The sequence below is a fragment of the Bacillus sp. FSL W8-1143 genome, from assembly GCF_037965155.1.
Classification (GTDB): Bacteria; Bacillota; Bacilli; order Bacillales; family Bacillaceae; genus Bacillus; species Bacillus pumilus.
Window position 1 is genome coordinate 3,291,948 of the sequence record NZ_CP150182.1, and the last position, 15,280, is coordinate 3,307,227.

The window sequence follows — 15,280 nt, forward strand, 5'->3', positions numbered from 1 at the left end:
AGGTGGTCATACGGTGTCAAACGACTATAGCATTCCGAACTTAACATTAGATGAAAGAGATAAACAAATTTTATCCATATTACACGAGGACGGGCGTATGTCCTATACAGATCTCGGGAAACAAGTCGGTCTTTCACGTGTTGCTGTACAAGCCCGTATACAGCAGCTCATTGAAGCAGGCGTCATTGAACGATTCACAACGGTCATCAATCCTGCTAAGATCGGCATTCATGTTTCTGTCTTCTTTAATGTAGAAGTGGAGCCGAAATTTTTAGAAGCAGTCGCCCTTCAGCTTGAGCAGGAAACAGCTGTCACAAGCCTTTATCACATGACAGGGCCAAGCAAGCTGCATATGCATGGCATTTTTCAAAATGAACAGGAAATGGAAACATTCCTAACAAAAAAGCTATACCCGCTAGAAGGCGTCGTGAGTGTGGACTGCCAAATGCTCATTAAACGATACAAAAGCCGAATGGGCATGAAATTGTAGACAGGAGTTGAAGCACTTGCAATCATATATCGAACTCATCATCGCTATGGTGCGAACCGGTATTCTCGGTTTTGGCGGAGGTCCTTCCGTCATACCACTCATTCGCCATGAAGCGGTGGTGAAATATCAATGGGTCAATGATGACGAGTTTGGAGAAACACTCGCCATCGCCAACGCATTACCAGGTCCGATCGCGACCAAAATGTCAGCATATCTCGGCTATCGATTGAAGGGCGTATCCGGCGCAATTGTCGCAACAGCTGCCCATATTTTACCGACATGCCTCGCCATGGTGGCACTCGTCACACTTGTCAGCGTCTTAAGCTCCTCACAAATCATTCAAAATATGATTGGCGCCGTGACACCAGTTATTGCCGTCCTGCTCGGGATCATGGCATACGAGTTTGGACAAAAAACGCTGAAAGGCTTCGGAATGATCTTCGGGATCGCTCTGTTCCTGCTTGCCTTTATCGGGCTACAGGTGCTGTCCATTCATCCAGGAATCATTGTTATCATCTTTTTATGCTATGGCGCTTTTCATTTCAAACTGAAACAACGCTGGAATCGACCAAATAAAGAGAAAGGAGTGTCTTCATGATGCTGATTTTCTTTTTATTCTGGGCATTCTTCTTGTCCAATCTATTAGGATATGGCGGAGGACCTGCATCCATCCCGCTGAATTATGAAGAAATCGTCAACCATTTTCATTGGATGACGAACGAAGGATTTTCCAATATGCTTGCTTTAGCCAATGCACTGCCAGGACCAATTGCGACGAAAATCGCGGCATATGTCGGCTATGACGTCATGGGCTGGCCAGGCTTTATTGTGGCACTGCTTGCAACTGTACTGCCATCAGCCATTGGATTGATTTTATTGCTCAAGCTGATTGACCGTTTTCGCCAATCCCCTGTCGTCAAAGGCATGACCTTATCCGTCCAGCCTGTCATTGCGATGATGATGCTTTTATTAACATGGGAAATTGGCGGAGATGCAGTGAAAGCCATTGGCTGGACGCAGTCGCTCGCCATTGCTGCGATCTCCTTTTTCTTTATGACTAAATTCAAAATGCACCCAGCCTTTCTCATTGTGGCTGCCTTTTTATATGGCGGATTCATTCTGCCGCATTAAAAAAACCGATAACATGACCTGTTATCGGTTACAAATTGTTGACAAATGGCTAAAATGAATTTTATTTTAGCCATTTGTCTTCCTTTCAGCGTGATAGAAAACCTTTGAAGTCTAGGAAGAGCGAGCACTGGAGCAGAGCGAATTTGACATTCGTGAGCACCAGCGCGCAGGTCTGACAACGAATGCGAGGGTTTGTCTACACGCTAAAACCGATAACATGACCTGTTATCGGTTTTCTTTTACATATATATTGGAGAAACTGGTCTGCGCCCAATCGAATGATACTCGACTCCTGCTTGTTCTGCCGCTTCAAGCGTATGGCAGTTTCGCCCATCGAAAATAAGCGGCTGTCTCATCCATTCCTTGTAGGACGTGAGCGGGAACGTCTGAATTTCTGTCCACTCTGTTAATATACAAGCTGCATGGACATCCTTTAGCGCTTCTTCAATCGTATGAGCAAACACGACTTTTTCAGGTAGCTCACGAGCGGCATGGCGTGCGGCAACAGGATCATACGCCACAAGCTCCGCGCCTAATTGATGGAGTTCATGAGCAATTGGAACCGACGGCGCCTCCCTCATATCGTCTGTATTCGGTTTAAAAGCAAGGCCAAGAAGTGCAATTCGCTTTCCTTCAAGATTTGATCCCAGTCTCTCCTGAATGCTTCGGATAAAACCAGCTCGCTGCTCATTGTTTACTTTGATAACAGCCTTTAGCAGCTCAAAATCATGCGACACATGCCCTGCGATTTGGACAAGTGCATTTGTATCCTTTGGAAAACAAGAACCTCCGTAGCCAATCCCAGCCTTGAGAAATGAAGAACCAATCCGCTGATCGAGCCCCATTCCCTGCGCCACCCATTCAACATCAGCACCTGTTTTTTCACAAATGGAGGCAATCTCATTCATAAAGCTGATTTTGGTCGCAAGGAAAGCATTTGATGCATACTTGATCATTTCTGCACTTTTTCGGTCTGTCTTGACCACTGGCAGGTGGAAATGAGCATACATCTCCTCGAGCCGGTCTAATACAGCTTTTGTTTCAGCCCCAATAACAAGCCGATCTGCCCTCAATGTATCTGAAATGGCAGAGCCTTCTCGTAAAAACTCTGGGTTAGATGCAATCGATAATGGCTCATTCCGTCCTAATTCTTGATGGATCATCTGTTCGATTTGATCCCCCGTTCCAACAGGCACCGTACTTTTCACCACAAGAACCGCACCTGATTTCGCTTTTGTACCGATCTCCTTTGCGGCTTGAAACACATATTGTAAATCAGCTTGGCCATCTGCTTGCTGCGGGGTACCAACCGCAATCATTAACACATCTGCCCGCGGGTAGGCTGCCGCTCCATTTATGTGAAATTGAATTCGTCCTTGCTCAAGATTGCGTTTCAGCAGTTCTTTTAATCCTGGCTCATACATAGGTGGATGTCCCTGTTTCAGCTGCATGACCTTTCTCCGGTCAATATCAATACACGCCACATTGTGCCCTGCCTCCGCTAAACACACACCTGTGACCAGTCCCACATATCCACAGCCTGCAATTGCAATATTCATGACACCATCAGCTCCCCATACGCCTTATGCTTGTAATGACATCGTATGCCGGGAGCTTTCGTTCCATTCATAAAAGCATACAAAAACCCCCTGCCATCACCAGCAGGGGGTCACTTTTATGAAACAAGACCATTTCGAATATGAGCAATCAGATTTTCAAGCATTTCTTTTGTGGTGACATCATTTGAATTCTCACCAATATCATGAGCGTACATCAAAATTTTTAAAAACTCTTCTTGATTCAAACCCTTATTATCCATGTCTGTATCCTTTCGATTCCACTAATTTCATTATTATATGCTGTAAGGTTGGTTTATGCAATACTCTAATACATCATTCGACAGCTTTTGAAATTTATGACCATTTTCATGAAAAACTTTTTTATAAATCACCATTGAGCTATAATAAAAGAATTGGAATCTTTTACTTGGTTAGGAGCGGATCAAATGCTTCAGCACAACATCAACGAGGAAGAAATCAAACAAACAGCCGAACAGATCAAAGAACTTCTTCCTGCAACAGATGAAAACAAACAACTCATCAAAAAAGCATTGATTACTTATAGACAGGACAGTGTATATCGTCTCAAGCAAGAATCTGATACGGAATGGTCAGCTTATGTACATGATGTCGTGGCAGCAAGAGTCCACCTTCATGTGCTGTTTCCTGTGAGAAGCAGTTGCTCATGTCCGGCAGATGGACTTTGCAAACACATTCTCGCTGTCTTCTTTTCGCTATACGCTCAAGTGGAGAGTGTGACTGGATTTACAGAAAATTGGTCAGAAAAGGATGAATTACAGCGCAGCAAAGAATTGATTCGCCAGCACTTCCAAGTGAAGCGCCCAGACGAACAATCACTCCAAAGCTGGCTGAATTTTTTCCAAGAGGAATTTAACCTCTGGCTGAAACGGACACCAAAGCATCAGCAAACACCGCAGCATTTGTATTACGGCTATTTATCGATCCTAAAAAAACACGCACCTCATTCTCCTGAATTCAAGAGTTTGTATGCGATTCATACGTCAATCGATGTGTGGTTAAGGATTCATGAATTAATCGACCTTGGCCAGCTTGATGCCGAGAAGGACTTTTATTCCATGAATCCATATGTCGAACAGCTTATGAACACCATTTTCGATTCAGTGGATCACTTGAAGACATACGCCCTTTCCTTTTCCCTCGATCCGTTTCTTGAAAACACACCAACTGCCGTTCGGACACTTCTTCAAATAAACGGACCTTTCCAGCATGAACGAGTAGCGGTCTTTATGGAGATTTGGGGCACCATATTAAATAGAGGGAAATGGGTTAAAAAAGAAACAGAATTACTAAGAAACGCTCAGCAGCAAGAACAAACGGTTGAATGTACCATCGGATTGATGCACATGGATTATTTAATGAAAGAAGACGATAGCCTCTTTCAGCAATTAAAGCTGCTCAATGCAGATATGCTGCCAAATGTGCTCAATTGGCTGAAGGATCTGACAAACCGCAAGGACTGGAAGCGGCTCAAGCTATGGTATCATGAGATCACCTATATTTTAGAGGAATATTGCCAGCTCGACCTTTCCTACAGAGAACTGCGAGGAGCCGTCAGTGATTTCTTCTTTTATTTAGACGCATATTTTAAGCAGACGAAGGATCATCATTTATATGAACGCTACCTCCAGATTTGCATGCCCTATGCGTTTACTGAATATAGTCAGCTATTATATGCACAACAGCGTTATGCAGAATGGATTGAGATTCACAGCCTTGTTGGTTTCTCCATCAGTGAACTGGAGAAGGATCTGATCAAACAAATTGCAAAAGAGGAGCCTGAAGCGCTCATTCCATCATATCACCGTGAAATCTCACAGCTTCTCGATCAAAAGAATCGAAGTGCTTACCGGGAATCTGTGAAAATGCTAAAAAAACTGCGCACGCTTTATCATAAAACGAAAAAAACTGCGATTTGGGAAAGATATGTAAAGCAGCTACAGGATTCAACGAAACGGCTGCGTGCGTTCCAAGAGGAAATGAAGAAAGGAAAATTAATTGATGACACGCCATAAACAAATTGTCATTCATGCAGAACAAACAGAAGATTTCTCTTTCACCATTTCAGCGCAAGCAGAGGACGGACACCCTGTTCCGCTTAATGAAATGAAGAGGCAGCTTTTCCAATGGCACGAATCGTCTTTTTACGGAACATTTTTAGAAGATGTGAGCTTTATTGGCACACCTGCCTTCCTGCTAAGCCCTTGGATGACCGTCGAACTGCTAGGAAAAAATTCGTTTAATACCTTTAGTCATGTGACACTAACCGATGAAACGGAACCACTGATGAAGACCGCCTCCACCATTTATGAATTCATTGAGGATGAAGATTTCATTCCCGATTACGAGGCATGGACAAAAGGTGTGCTTCGTTTTAAAGACAAAGAAGGACTATTAGATGGCTATACGGCTGATTGGTTCTCCTTTGCCGTACAGGATTATATTCAATATGATGATGCCTTACAGCACAAATGGAACCGTATGACAGAACAATCGCCTGCGCTCTCATCCTTCCAAGGACATTTTTTAGATGAGCAGGATTTCTTGGAAACGATTGGCTGGATTGATGACGACACACCTTTCACTGTCGGCTTGCGTTTAAATGAACCGGATTTCGACGGAGATGATTGGAAAATCGAATTGTTTTTGCGTGATAAGAAAAACAGCGACCTTCACTTTTTTGAAGGCATCCGTTCATTGAAAAGGTCTTGGCATCCGTATCAAGATAAAATCTCAAGAGAGCTGGAGCGATTCGGTCAAATTGTCCCTTGGCTTTCTTTCACATCTGGCACCACGCTCATGTCAGAAGACGAAGCATGGCTCTTCCTATCTGAAGCAAGTGAAACACTTGTGAATATGGGCATTGAGATCCTGCTCCCATCGTGGTGGCAAATTGTCAAAGAAAGCACCATGATGCTAAAAGCAAGGATTTCCTCTACCCCTAGAGGCGAGTCGCATGTCGGAATGGATGCCTTGATGGACTTTAATTGGCGCTTCGCTACAAACGGCATCGAGCTGACAGAAGAGGAGTTCAACGAGCTTGTCCAAAGTAAACGGCGCCTTGTCAATATTCGTGGACAATGGATCAAAATCGATCCAACCTTCATCCAGCAAATGAAAAAATGGATGGAGCGTGCCGAAAATGAAGGGCTGCACATGTCTGATATTTTGTCACGTGAACTGGCAGATCAAGAAGCATCCTCTGAATCGATTCCAGAGCTACTAGACAGCTCAGCATTTGCACATATTCAATTTGAACTTTCGTCTCAATTAAGAGGGCTTGTCCATCAGTTAAATGATACGCATGAGCTGCCTTCCTACGAAATGAGTGAGTCCTTCAAAGGCACACTCAGGCCGTATCAGCAGCATGGTGTCAACTGGCTGTTATTCTTAAGATCTCATGGATTTGGGGCTTGTTTAGCAGACGATATGGGTCTTGGAAAAACGATTCAAATGATTGCTTATTTCACATATTTAAAGGAGCAGGAGCAAAATGCCGCTCCATCTCTCATCATTGCGCCGACCTCTGTTTTAGGAAACTGGCAGCGAGAGCTTGAAACCTTCGCACCACATTTGAATGTTGCCTTGCATTACGGGCCATCACGCCCTCAAGGGGAACACTTTACAAAGGCATACGAGTCAACAGATATTGTCCTGACGTCTTATGGACTCTCACATTCTGATCGTGATGAATTAACGTCAGCAAAGTGGGATACGATTTGTTTAGACGAAGCCCAAAACATTAAGAATGCCCATACGAAACAATCGAGAGCGATCAGACAGCTCAAAGGGCAGCATCACATTGCCCTTAGCGGGACACCTATGGAAAACCGTTTAACAGAGCTTTGGTCCATTTTTGACTTCGTCAACAAAGGATATCTCGGCAGCCTGACGAGCTTTCATAAGAAATTCGTTCTGCCGATTGAAAAAGACCGTGATGAAAAAAGAATTGAACAGCTGCAGCAGCTGATTAAGCCTTTCCTATTAAGACGAACAAAGCAAGATGAAGAGGTCGCCCTGAACCTGCCTGAGAAACTCGAAGAAAAAGAATTCATTCCGCTATCTGCTGAGCAGGCTTCTTTATATGAACAGCTCGTGAAAGATACATTCGAACACATGGCTTCGTTAACAGGAATGCAGCGGAAAGCCATTATTTTAAGTATGCTCGGCAGACTCAAACAGATTTGCGATCACCCGGCTCTCTATTTAAAAGAGAGTGGAACCGATGTGAAACTGCTAAAACGTTCATTAAAAATGGATAAACTCGCAGAGCTGTTAAAAGCAATACATGAGCAAGGAGAAAGCTGCCTCATTTTTACGCAGTATATTGGAATGGGGAACATGATCAAGCAACTGGCGGAAAAAATGTTTGGGGAACCCGTTCAATTTTTAAATGGCAGTCTGTCCAAACAGGAACGGGATAAAATGGTGGACCGCTTCCAGAAGAAAGAATTCAACATCTTAATTCTCTCTTTAAAAGCAGGAGGAACAGGACTTAACCTAACCGCCGCAAACCATGTCATTCACTACGACAGATGGTGGAATCCTGCTGTGGAAAACCAAGCGACCGACCGTGCTTATCGGATCGGACAAAAACGATTTGTTCACGTCCATAAGATGATCACAACGGGCACGATTGAAGAAAAAATCGATCAAATGCTCGAAACAAAGCAAACGTTAAATGATCAAATTATCCAAAGTGAAAGCTGGATTACAGAGCTATCGACAAACGAACTAGAGGATTTATTCACATTAAGTGCCGCCGCTCAATCATCTTAATCCAAGCAAAAAGAGGACTTTTCTCAAACATGATGAAAAGTCCTCTTTTTTCATTTCATATGAACATAGGTTAAATGTGCAGTTTTTTCAATGCAGATTTCACGTTCATATACGTATTCAATTCACGGAAGTCTTCTCTCATTTCTCCCATTTTCATCGCAAGATTCGGTTTAATTCCTGTCACGATGAGTTCCGTACCTGTCATTAAAATCAAATCGTTCAGCTTAAAGATCGCATCTGCCACAAATGAATCAACTTCTAATAAACCAGACAGGTCGACAATAAAATAATCGTCCTTGGATTGAGATATATAGGTGGAGACTGTGGAGATAATCTTATCAAATCTTGGCGCTGTTAACGTACCAATGATCGGTAACACAGAAATACCATCTTTCACAGGAACAATGGGAACGGAAATGTTCAGCACTTCATCAATTGATTGCTCAAGAAGCTCCTGCTGTTCCTTCTCTTTCGTGACATCCTTTTGCAGACCAACGAAATAAAGACGTTTCCCTTCATTTTCGTCAATCCAAAGAGGAGCTACACTTAACTCATTCCAAAACATCTGTCCAGATTTTTTATAATTTTTCAGCTGAACAGTGACAGCCTCTTTGTTCTCAATAGCTGTTCTAATTTGTTGGAGAGCAATTTGCTCTGTTTCATTTCCTTGAAGGAAACGACAATTCTTCCCCAATACTTCGGGTTCTTGATAGCCTGTCATATCTAAAAAGCCCTTGTTCACATATATTAAAGGATTATCAGGTAAAGACGGGTCCGTCACCGTCAGGCCAACCTGAGTATAGTCTAAGGCTTCCTTGATTAAATGCAGATTTTCGGACTTATAAGATTCCAGCGCCATTCGTTTACTCTCCTTAATTTCCTTACAAGCGGGTTATGTTCATAATTAAATTATATGATGTTCCACATCATGTGTAAATAGAAGTAGTTCTGAATTACTCTTTTGTAGAATGCGCTTTATCCTATGTGATTTATACAACGACATCCGATGCATCTATTTCAACAGGTGTCGAATCATATACGCCACACCATGTTCATCATTTGTTAACGTGACATGATCAGCGATTTCTTTCATATCCTGTCTCGCATTGCCCATCGCAACCCCAACACCAGCTGCTCGAAGCATCGATTCGTCATTTAAACTGTCTCCTACAGCCGCTGTCTGTCTTAAAGGAACACCAAGTCGTTCTGCCAGCCTTGTTAATGCCTGGCCTTTAGATGCGTCCTTAGCACCAATTTCAAAGTTGTGATCGGCTGAACTGACCATTGTGACATCTGAATCATCACCAAACATATCCCATCCTGCCTTCAATCTGTCTTCAAAGAAAGAGAAACCTAAGATGTTGTAGAATGAAAGCTTTCGATCCTCACGAAACAACTCTTTATATGTATCAATATAAGAAAAACCCGACTGACTGTATTGCACTTCTGCCGCTTGTTTTAAAACACTCAGGTCCGCTTCTGGATTTGCACTTTTTAAGCGATCCATTTCAATCGCAAGAAGCTCTCTACCACGATTCGGTGTGAAAATGGCTTCGTTTGTAAAAACTTCATAATAATAATCACGTTCTTCAAGCCACGACAATATGCGTTTGGCCTTTTCTTCTTGTAAAGCAGCTGAATGATATACTTGTCCAGCCGGATCATGAATCACAGCTCCATTGGCACTAATCACCCATGTATTCATCCCAAGCTCATCAAAAATAGACCTCACATCAAAATACGCTCTTCCTGTAGAAACGACAACTTCCAATCCATTCGCCGCTGCTTCCTTTAATGCCTGCTCATTTTCCTGACTCACTTTGTGTTCACTATTCAATAACGTTCCGTCTAAATCCGTTGCAATCAATTGAATGTTTGTCATCGTTCTCTCCTTTTTGTCTCCATTTTGGCTATCATACCGCTGATAAAATCCATCATCAAGAGGTGATCGGTTTATCATTGAATAAAAGGGTACCCGGCCACGCTACATGACCGGATACACACAAGGGGATTTAAGGGGACACATGACCTATACAAAGAAGCGATGGTTCTATTACGCAGTGTTCTTATGCTCAAGGCAGCGTCTATCAGCTTTAGCTAGAGGGGGCTGTCAGATGCTAGACGTTACCTTTTGATTCAGACCGTACCTCCTTTCCTTTCAACTGCCCTTAGTCTACCGAGAAAGGTTGTATATGACAAAACATGAAAATGACAAAATTCCCCCTCAAATTCTCTATTTCCTCTTTAATTTCTGCTTTTTACCGCTTGAGTATAAAACATCATCTTGTTTTGTTTGATGAAAAACTTATTTTTCATAAATTGATAAAAAACATCTGAATGAATCCAATTACTAGAAGGCATGTGAATATAATCAGATCCGTCCCACGCAAACCAATAAAAACAAAGCTGCCCGTCATGAATCGACAATTGAAATTCAAAGTAGTCCATTTGATCCTCGGTGACGTATTGAAACGTGAGTGACTCGCCTTCTTCCATGTACACATCACAAAATGAAAGAATGTCTCCCCACGAATAAACGCGCATTGTGCTCTTTGCCTTCTCCTCGCCAATATGTATGTTTCGCAATTGATAAGACTCCATAAAACATCTCCTTTCACTCATATGCAGCTCGCTTTAAGCAGGCAGCGGTTTCATTTATACAGATGTTGTATGCTATAATGTTACTTACGAATAATGAACGCTTGTGAGGTGCAAAAAATGAAAACCTTTAGGCTGATTGATTTAAAAATCGAACTTGATCCAAAGCAAGATAAAATGTCCAGCATTCCCCTTCGTGACGGTTTAATCATTAATAAAGAAGATGGTGAAAATCACTGGATGATCGAGGCACTCATTCCAAAGAAACATAGACAGGTGTTTGAGGTGCTCTTTCAGCAGCACACTGAAGTGAAGATTCTAGTAACGATCACAAAAGAAAACAACCGCCCTGTTCATCTATCTGTCCAAGTCAAAAACATTGTTGCTTTAGAAGAAAACATTTCTGTGCTGCTCGATGGTAAGATGATTACAAATCGTTACAGAACAGAAACCGAAGAAGTACTTAAAGACCTCGTCAAAGAGGGGCTTTCCGGAGAAAAACTGCTGGATGCATTTAAACAAAACACATAAAAAGAGCGGGATTAGCCGCTCTTAGATAGTTGACAAAGGGCTAAAATGAATCTTATTTTAGCCCTTTGTCTTCCTTTCAGCGTGATAGAAAACCTTTGCAGTCTAGAAAGGGCGAGCACCGAAGCACAGACCTGACAACGAATGCGAGGGTTTGCCTACACGCTGAGAGCGGGGTTAGCCGCTCTTTTTCTATTGCACATCTTTCGATTGGCTTTGATTTTTCAAGAGATCTCTAATTTCAGTTAGTAAAACTTCCGTTTGATCCGGCGTTTCTACAACCTCTTCTTCCTCTACCTTTTTCCGTTTTAATTTATTCAAATAACGAATAAAGATAAAAATGGAAAACGAGATAATCAAGAAATCAATCACTGTTTGTATGAAGCTTCCATATAAAATTTGCGCAGATCCGATCTTAATAGATAGACCGCTAAAATCATGTCCGCCAATAATAATACCGACGAGCGGCATGATCAAATCATTCACAAGAGAAGTGACAATTTTGCCAAATGCTCCCCCAATGATGACACCTACAGCCAAGTCAATGACATTTCCCTTGACTGCAAATTCTCTAAATTCTTTCAGCATCTTTTATCACCTTCATCTTTTTTGTCTAATATGACGTTTTTTTGTCAAAAATGCAAGTCCTGATCCGTTCAGACTAGTTGTTTCCATATAAAAAGCGATTCATCCTTGATGAACCGCCAGGCAAATCATGATACTTTAGGACCGATAGAAAATGTAAGTTCTGCTTCACATGCCACTTCGCCATCTACTGTGGCTACTGCTTTTCCTTTTGCAACTGGACCCTTGAGGCGCGTCACTTCTACCTCTAAACGAAGCTGATCGCCAGGCTTCACCTGTCTTTTGAAACGGCAGCCGTCAATTCCTGCAAATAAACCAATTTTCCCTTTGTTTTCTTCTTTGCCTAACATAATGACTCCAAACACCTGCGCAAGTGCTTCTACAATTAGCACACCCGGCATGACTGGGTATCCTGGGAAATGACCATTAAAAAATTCTTCGTTTACTGTGACATTTTTAATCCCAACCGCTCTTTTCTCTCCCTCAACCTCTAAAATACGGTCGACCAATAAGAATGGATAACGGTGTGGAATAATGTCTTGAATTTGCTGAGCATCAAGCATATCTTGATCTCTCCTTTTTTCTATATCGATGATCTTCATTTGATTCCTATAGAAGTATATTATGAATGCTCGTATTTTTCAACGTCCGCTCCACATATATGGTAAAAAATAGAATCTACTATTACCTATTGTCATCAAATATAATCCACACTACACTCATTGTTTTTTCACAAATATGGTAATATATATTACATCATTGATTGAATAAGAGGGTAAAAATGAATTTTATAAGTGATAAATCCATTAAAAAACTTCTCCATTCGTGGTATACAATGCTAAAGCATCGACATTTTTCGAAGGCTGAAGAAATCAAAACAACTCTATTAAAACATCAACGTAAAATATCAAAAAAACAGGAACTCTATTTACATTATCAGCTGATGCTTTTTCGCCAGCAGCTCTGGATGAATCAGACAGAGGACTTAGAAAAAATGAAACATGAATTGATGCAGCACAAAGATGATATGAACGAAGAACTGGCCTATTACTTTTACTTCTTTCTCGGACTTTACGAAGCTTTAAACAGCGATCAAAATGATGCGATCTACTATCTCGAAAAGGCGGAAGAACGACTGTCGTTCCTTAACGATGAGCTGGAGGAAGCAGAGTTCCATTTCCGTACAAGTGGTGTTTATTACAACAACCGCTATTCGTTGCTATCGATTCGTCATGTTCAAAAAGCCATGGATATCTTTGCAAAGCATGGGGATGACCACAGCCTCTATCGTTGTAAAATTGTGCTTGGTCTTAATTATAGCGATCAAAAAAAATATGAAGAAGCAGAAGCTCTTTTTATTGAGATCATCGAATACGTGAAAATCATTGATGATCAAGAACTGCTCGGTATCGTTTATTATGACGCTGGCTTTATTCAGTCGAGACAAAACCGTCACAAGAAAGCGCTGGAATACTTTAAAAAAGCACTTCGTCTGCCAGCATACCGAAAGTCCGCACACTCTTATGTATCGTGCCTCTACGAAACTGTGCGTTCCTGTTATAAAGAAAATTTAACCGATGAAGGAATGAAGTATATTCAAAAAGGATTGAAAGAAGCCGTTGCTTCTCAATTTGATATATTAAGAATCAAGTTCCAAATCTTATTTCTTCTCTACAGCCAAACGCCAAAGGCAGATGAGCAGATTGCAAGGCTCGTCACATGCCTTGAACGAAAAGAAGCTTGGATTGATCTTGAGGATCTGCTTGCCGATGTCTCAGATTTTTATAAAAAAAAGGGCGACTTTGAGCGAGCCGCCTTTTTTATCATGAGAGGCTGATGTCAGCCTACTCATTATCGAATTGTATTCACTAATCCAAGCATTTGATCACCCATCGTAATCGTTCTTGAGTTCATCTGATAGGAGCGCTGTGTTGTCATGAGATCTGTTAATTCTTTAGACATGTCCACATTCGACGTTTCAAGTGCACCTTGCTGAAGCTGAATCGCTTGGCGGTTTGCTCCATTTAGTGCCGTTAATGCACCTTGATAAGTACCGTCAACTGAGAACAAATTATCTCCTTCAGAGACAAGTGCTGAAGAGTTATTGACTTGTACAACACCTAGATTCACTTGCTGATTCGGTTGATTATCTCTTGAAATGGCTGTTAGACGTCCATTTTTATCAATTGAAATATCACGGAAATTCGCATTTAAGACGATTTCATTTCCGTTTTCATCAAGAATCGGATGGCCTTCGCTAGTGACAAGCTGCACTTGATTACGATTATTGCCTGGCTGTAAGTAAAGAGAACCGTCTCTTGTATAACGAATATTACCGCCGACATTGACCTGCATATACTGAGACGGCGCTCCAAATGCAACATCAAGATCACGACCTGTTTCTTTAATCGAGCCTTGCAGCGAGTTAATGGACGCATTCACCATCGTACCCGTACCAAGCCTTAGCCCATCAGGTGTCAGACGACTGTTTGCCACCTGCGCATTTTTTTCATCCACCTGGTTGAACTGTTGTCTGATCAGCTCTGAGAAACGGGTATTTTTCGCACGGTACCCTGTTGTTTCACTGTTCGCGATGTTATTACTGATAATATCAAGCTGCTTTTGTACTTCGTTCATTGATACAGCTGCATTGATCATCGTTCTAAGCATGAGAATCCTCCTTTCTTTTTCATTTCTTGATTAGTACACTCTGCCAATTTCATTCACTGCTTTTTCTAAGCTTTTATCATACGCCTGAACCACTTTTTGGTTTGTTTCAAATGCTCGATAGGCGGTTGTCATTTCTGTATATGATTTCGTCACATCCACGTTCGACAGCTCCGATACACCTTGACTTAGCGTATAGGACATTTGACCGTTATTGACTGCGCTTGGCAGGGGCTGGTTATCAGCTGTACGGTATAAATCATTTCCTTCTCTCGCTAAGTTCCTTGTATCCATCGCAACACGTACATCAATTTGCCCGAGATTTTGTCCATTTTCACTCACAGTTCCATCTGCATTCACTTTGAAATTCTCACTCTGAACCGTAATTGGCTGACCTGTGACAGAAAGAAGGGCACGTCCATTGATCGTCAACTGATTTTGTGCGTTCATTGTAATTGAGCTGCTTTTCGTATAACGAACGCCTTCTGGTGTATTGACCGCATAAAAAAGCGCTGATTTCTGATTGGTCTCCGGGTTGATCGGCACATTATTTTCGACTAGTGCGACATCCGTTGTTTGATCTGTTGTTTTTAAAGTTCCTTGTGTAAATTGAGGAATCAGTTCCTGCATATATGTCCCCGTATTAATGCCGCCAATCGGCGTTTGCTGTGGAACACTAAAACCTTTGCCTGAGGAAGTTTGGAAACGTCCTGACTCCATTCGGCTTAGCAGCATTTCTGGAAATGCCCGCATGGTCCCCTCATCCGCTTTATATCCTGGCGTATTCGCATTTGCGATATTATTTGAAAGCATTTCTGTCCGCCGCTCTTGAGCGATCATGGCAGATGTTGCGGTATATAGTCCTTTTAACACGTGCTCACCTCATTAAAATTCTTTCACATGA

The 15,280-nt window shown here is 42.0% G+C and carries 16 protein-coding genes; 7 read left to right on the forward strand and 9 right to left on the reverse strand.

Annotated elements, in window-relative coordinates; translation table 11 throughout:
- The first annotated feature begins 13 nt into the window (after positions 1 to 13).
- Genes NSQ36_RS16860 through NSQ36_RS16870 form a run of 3 tightly spaced genes read left to right on the forward strand, consistent with a single transcriptional unit; the run spans position 14 to position 1,621 of the window.
- Positions 14 to 490: an Lrp/AsnC family transcriptional regulator gene (locus tag NSQ36_RS16860; RefSeq protein ID WP_003214832.1), complete on the forward strand. Its 477-nt coding sequence runs from the start codon at positions 14 to 16 to the stop codon at positions 488 to 490.
- A 7-nt stretch (positions 491 to 497) separates the two neighbouring features.
- The gene (locus tag NSQ36_RS16865) at positions 498 to 1,088 is read left to right on the forward strand and encodes a chromate transporter (RefSeq protein WP_034620255.1); all 591 of its coding nucleotides are present in this window, start codon (positions 498 to 500) and stop codon (positions 1,086 to 1,088) included.
- Positions 1,088 to 1,621, forward strand: a complete 534-nt coding sequence (locus NSQ36_RS16870) for a chromate transporter (RefSeq protein WP_034620321.1) — start codon at positions 1,088 to 1,090, stop codon at positions 1,619 to 1,621. The genes NSQ36_RS16865 and NSQ36_RS16870 overlap by 1 nt, the downstream gene beginning before the upstream one ends.
- Positions 1,622 to 1,860: 239 nt before the next feature.
- On the opposite strand, the gene NSQ36_RS16875 is transcribed toward NSQ36_RS16870, so the two are convergent.
- Positions 1,861 to 3,180 (reverse strand): UDP-glucose/GDP-mannose dehydrogenase family protein, encoded by a 1,320-nt coding sequence (locus NSQ36_RS16875; protein WP_339206188.1) that lies wholly within the window; start codon positions 3,178 to 3,180, stop codon positions 1,861 to 1,863.
- A gap of 116 nt (positions 3,181 to 3,296) precedes the next feature.
- Positions 3,297 to 3,440 (reverse strand): hypothetical protein, encoded by a 144-nt coding sequence (locus NSQ36_RS16880; RefSeq protein WP_003214884.1) that lies wholly within the window; start codon positions 3,438 to 3,440, stop codon positions 3,297 to 3,299.
- 186 nt (positions 3,441 to 3,626) lie between these two features.
- Between NSQ36_RS16880 and NSQ36_RS16885 the strand changes: the two genes are divergently transcribed.
- Both NSQ36_RS16885 and NSQ36_RS16890 read left to right on the forward strand, forming a co-directional pair.
- A complete protein-coding gene (locus tag NSQ36_RS16885) occupies positions 3,627 to 5,234 on the forward strand; it encodes an SWIM zinc finger family protein (protein WP_226804244.1) in 1,608 nt (535 codons plus the stop codon).
- Positions 5,221 to 7,998 (forward strand): DEAD/DEAH box helicase, encoded by a 2,778-nt coding sequence (locus NSQ36_RS16890; protein ID WP_339206190.1) that lies wholly within the window; start codon positions 5,221 to 5,223, stop codon positions 7,996 to 7,998. Before NSQ36_RS16885 ends, NSQ36_RS16890 begins: the two co-directional genes overlap by 14 nt.
- 70 nt (positions 7,999 to 8,068) lie before the next feature.
- Here the strand turns inward: NSQ36_RS16890 and NSQ36_RS16895 are convergent, their stop codons facing one another.
- The 3 genes from NSQ36_RS16895 to NSQ36_RS16905 all read right to left on the reverse strand — a co-directional run bounded on the left by NSQ36_RS16895 (position 8,069) and on the right by NSQ36_RS16905 (position 10,599).
- A complete protein-coding gene (locus NSQ36_RS16895; RefSeq protein ID WP_003214597.1) occupies positions 8,069 to 8,857 on the reverse strand; it encodes an STAS domain-containing protein in 789 nt (262 codons plus the stop codon).
- A 153-nt stretch (positions 8,858 to 9,010) separates the two neighbouring features.
- The gene (locus NSQ36_RS16900) at positions 9,011 to 9,871 is read right to left on the reverse strand and encodes a Cof-type HAD-IIB family hydrolase (protein ID WP_251190896.1); all 861 of its coding nucleotides are present in this window, start codon (positions 9,869 to 9,871) and stop codon (positions 9,011 to 9,013) included.
- A 371-nt stretch (positions 9,872 to 10,242) separates the two neighbouring features.
- Positions 10,243 to 10,599 (reverse strand): hypothetical protein, encoded by a 357-nt coding sequence (locus NSQ36_RS16905; RefSeq protein WP_003214951.1) that lies wholly within the window; start codon positions 10,597 to 10,599, stop codon positions 10,243 to 10,245.
- A gap of 117 nt (positions 10,600 to 10,716) precedes the next feature.
- Here NSQ36_RS16905 and NSQ36_RS16910 point away from each other — a divergent pair, with 117 nt between their 5' ends.
- Positions 10,717 to 11,127: a YwpF-like family protein gene (locus NSQ36_RS16910; protein ID WP_003215215.1), complete on the forward strand. Its 411-nt coding sequence runs from the start codon at positions 10,717 to 10,719 to the stop codon at positions 11,125 to 11,127.
- Positions 11,128 to 11,316: 189 nt separating this feature from the next.
- On the opposite strand, the gene mscL is transcribed toward NSQ36_RS16910, so the two are convergent.
- Together mscL and fabZ are read right to left on the reverse strand one after the other, a co-directional pair.
- Positions 11,317 to 11,712, reverse strand: a complete 396-nt coding sequence (gene mscL, locus NSQ36_RS16915; RefSeq protein ID WP_044140111.1) for a large conductance mechanosensitive channel protein MscL — start codon at positions 11,710 to 11,712, stop codon at positions 11,317 to 11,319.
- Positions 11,713 to 11,837: 125 nt separating this feature from the next.
- On the reverse strand, positions 11,838 to 12,272 hold the full coding sequence (fabZ, locus tag NSQ36_RS16920) for a 3-hydroxyacyl-ACP dehydratase FabZ (RefSeq protein ID WP_034620258.1): 435 nt from the start codon (positions 12,270 to 12,272) through the stop codon (positions 11,838 to 11,840).
- 218 nt (positions 12,273 to 12,490) lie between these two features.
- Here fabZ and NSQ36_RS16925 point away from each other — a divergent pair, with 218 nt between their 5' ends.
- Entirely contained in the window at positions 12,491 to 13,546 is a 1,056-nt protein-coding gene (locus tag NSQ36_RS16925; RefSeq protein WP_050944418.1) for a tetratricopeptide repeat protein, read from the forward strand.
- A 14-nt stretch (positions 13,547 to 13,560) separates the two neighbouring features.
- Here NSQ36_RS16925 and NSQ36_RS16930 read toward each other — a convergent pair whose 3' ends face one another.
- Positions 13,561 to 14,379 (reverse strand): flagellar hook-basal body protein, encoded by an 819-nt coding sequence (locus NSQ36_RS16930; RefSeq protein ID WP_003215031.1) that lies wholly within the window; start codon positions 14,377 to 14,379, stop codon positions 13,561 to 13,563.
- 30 nt (positions 14,380 to 14,409) lie between these two features.
- Entirely contained in the window at positions 14,410 to 15,249 is an 840-nt protein-coding gene (locus tag NSQ36_RS16935) for a flagellar hook-basal body protein (protein ID WP_003215293.1), read from the reverse strand.
- Between the last annotated feature and the right edge of the window lie 31 nt (positions 15,250 to 15,280).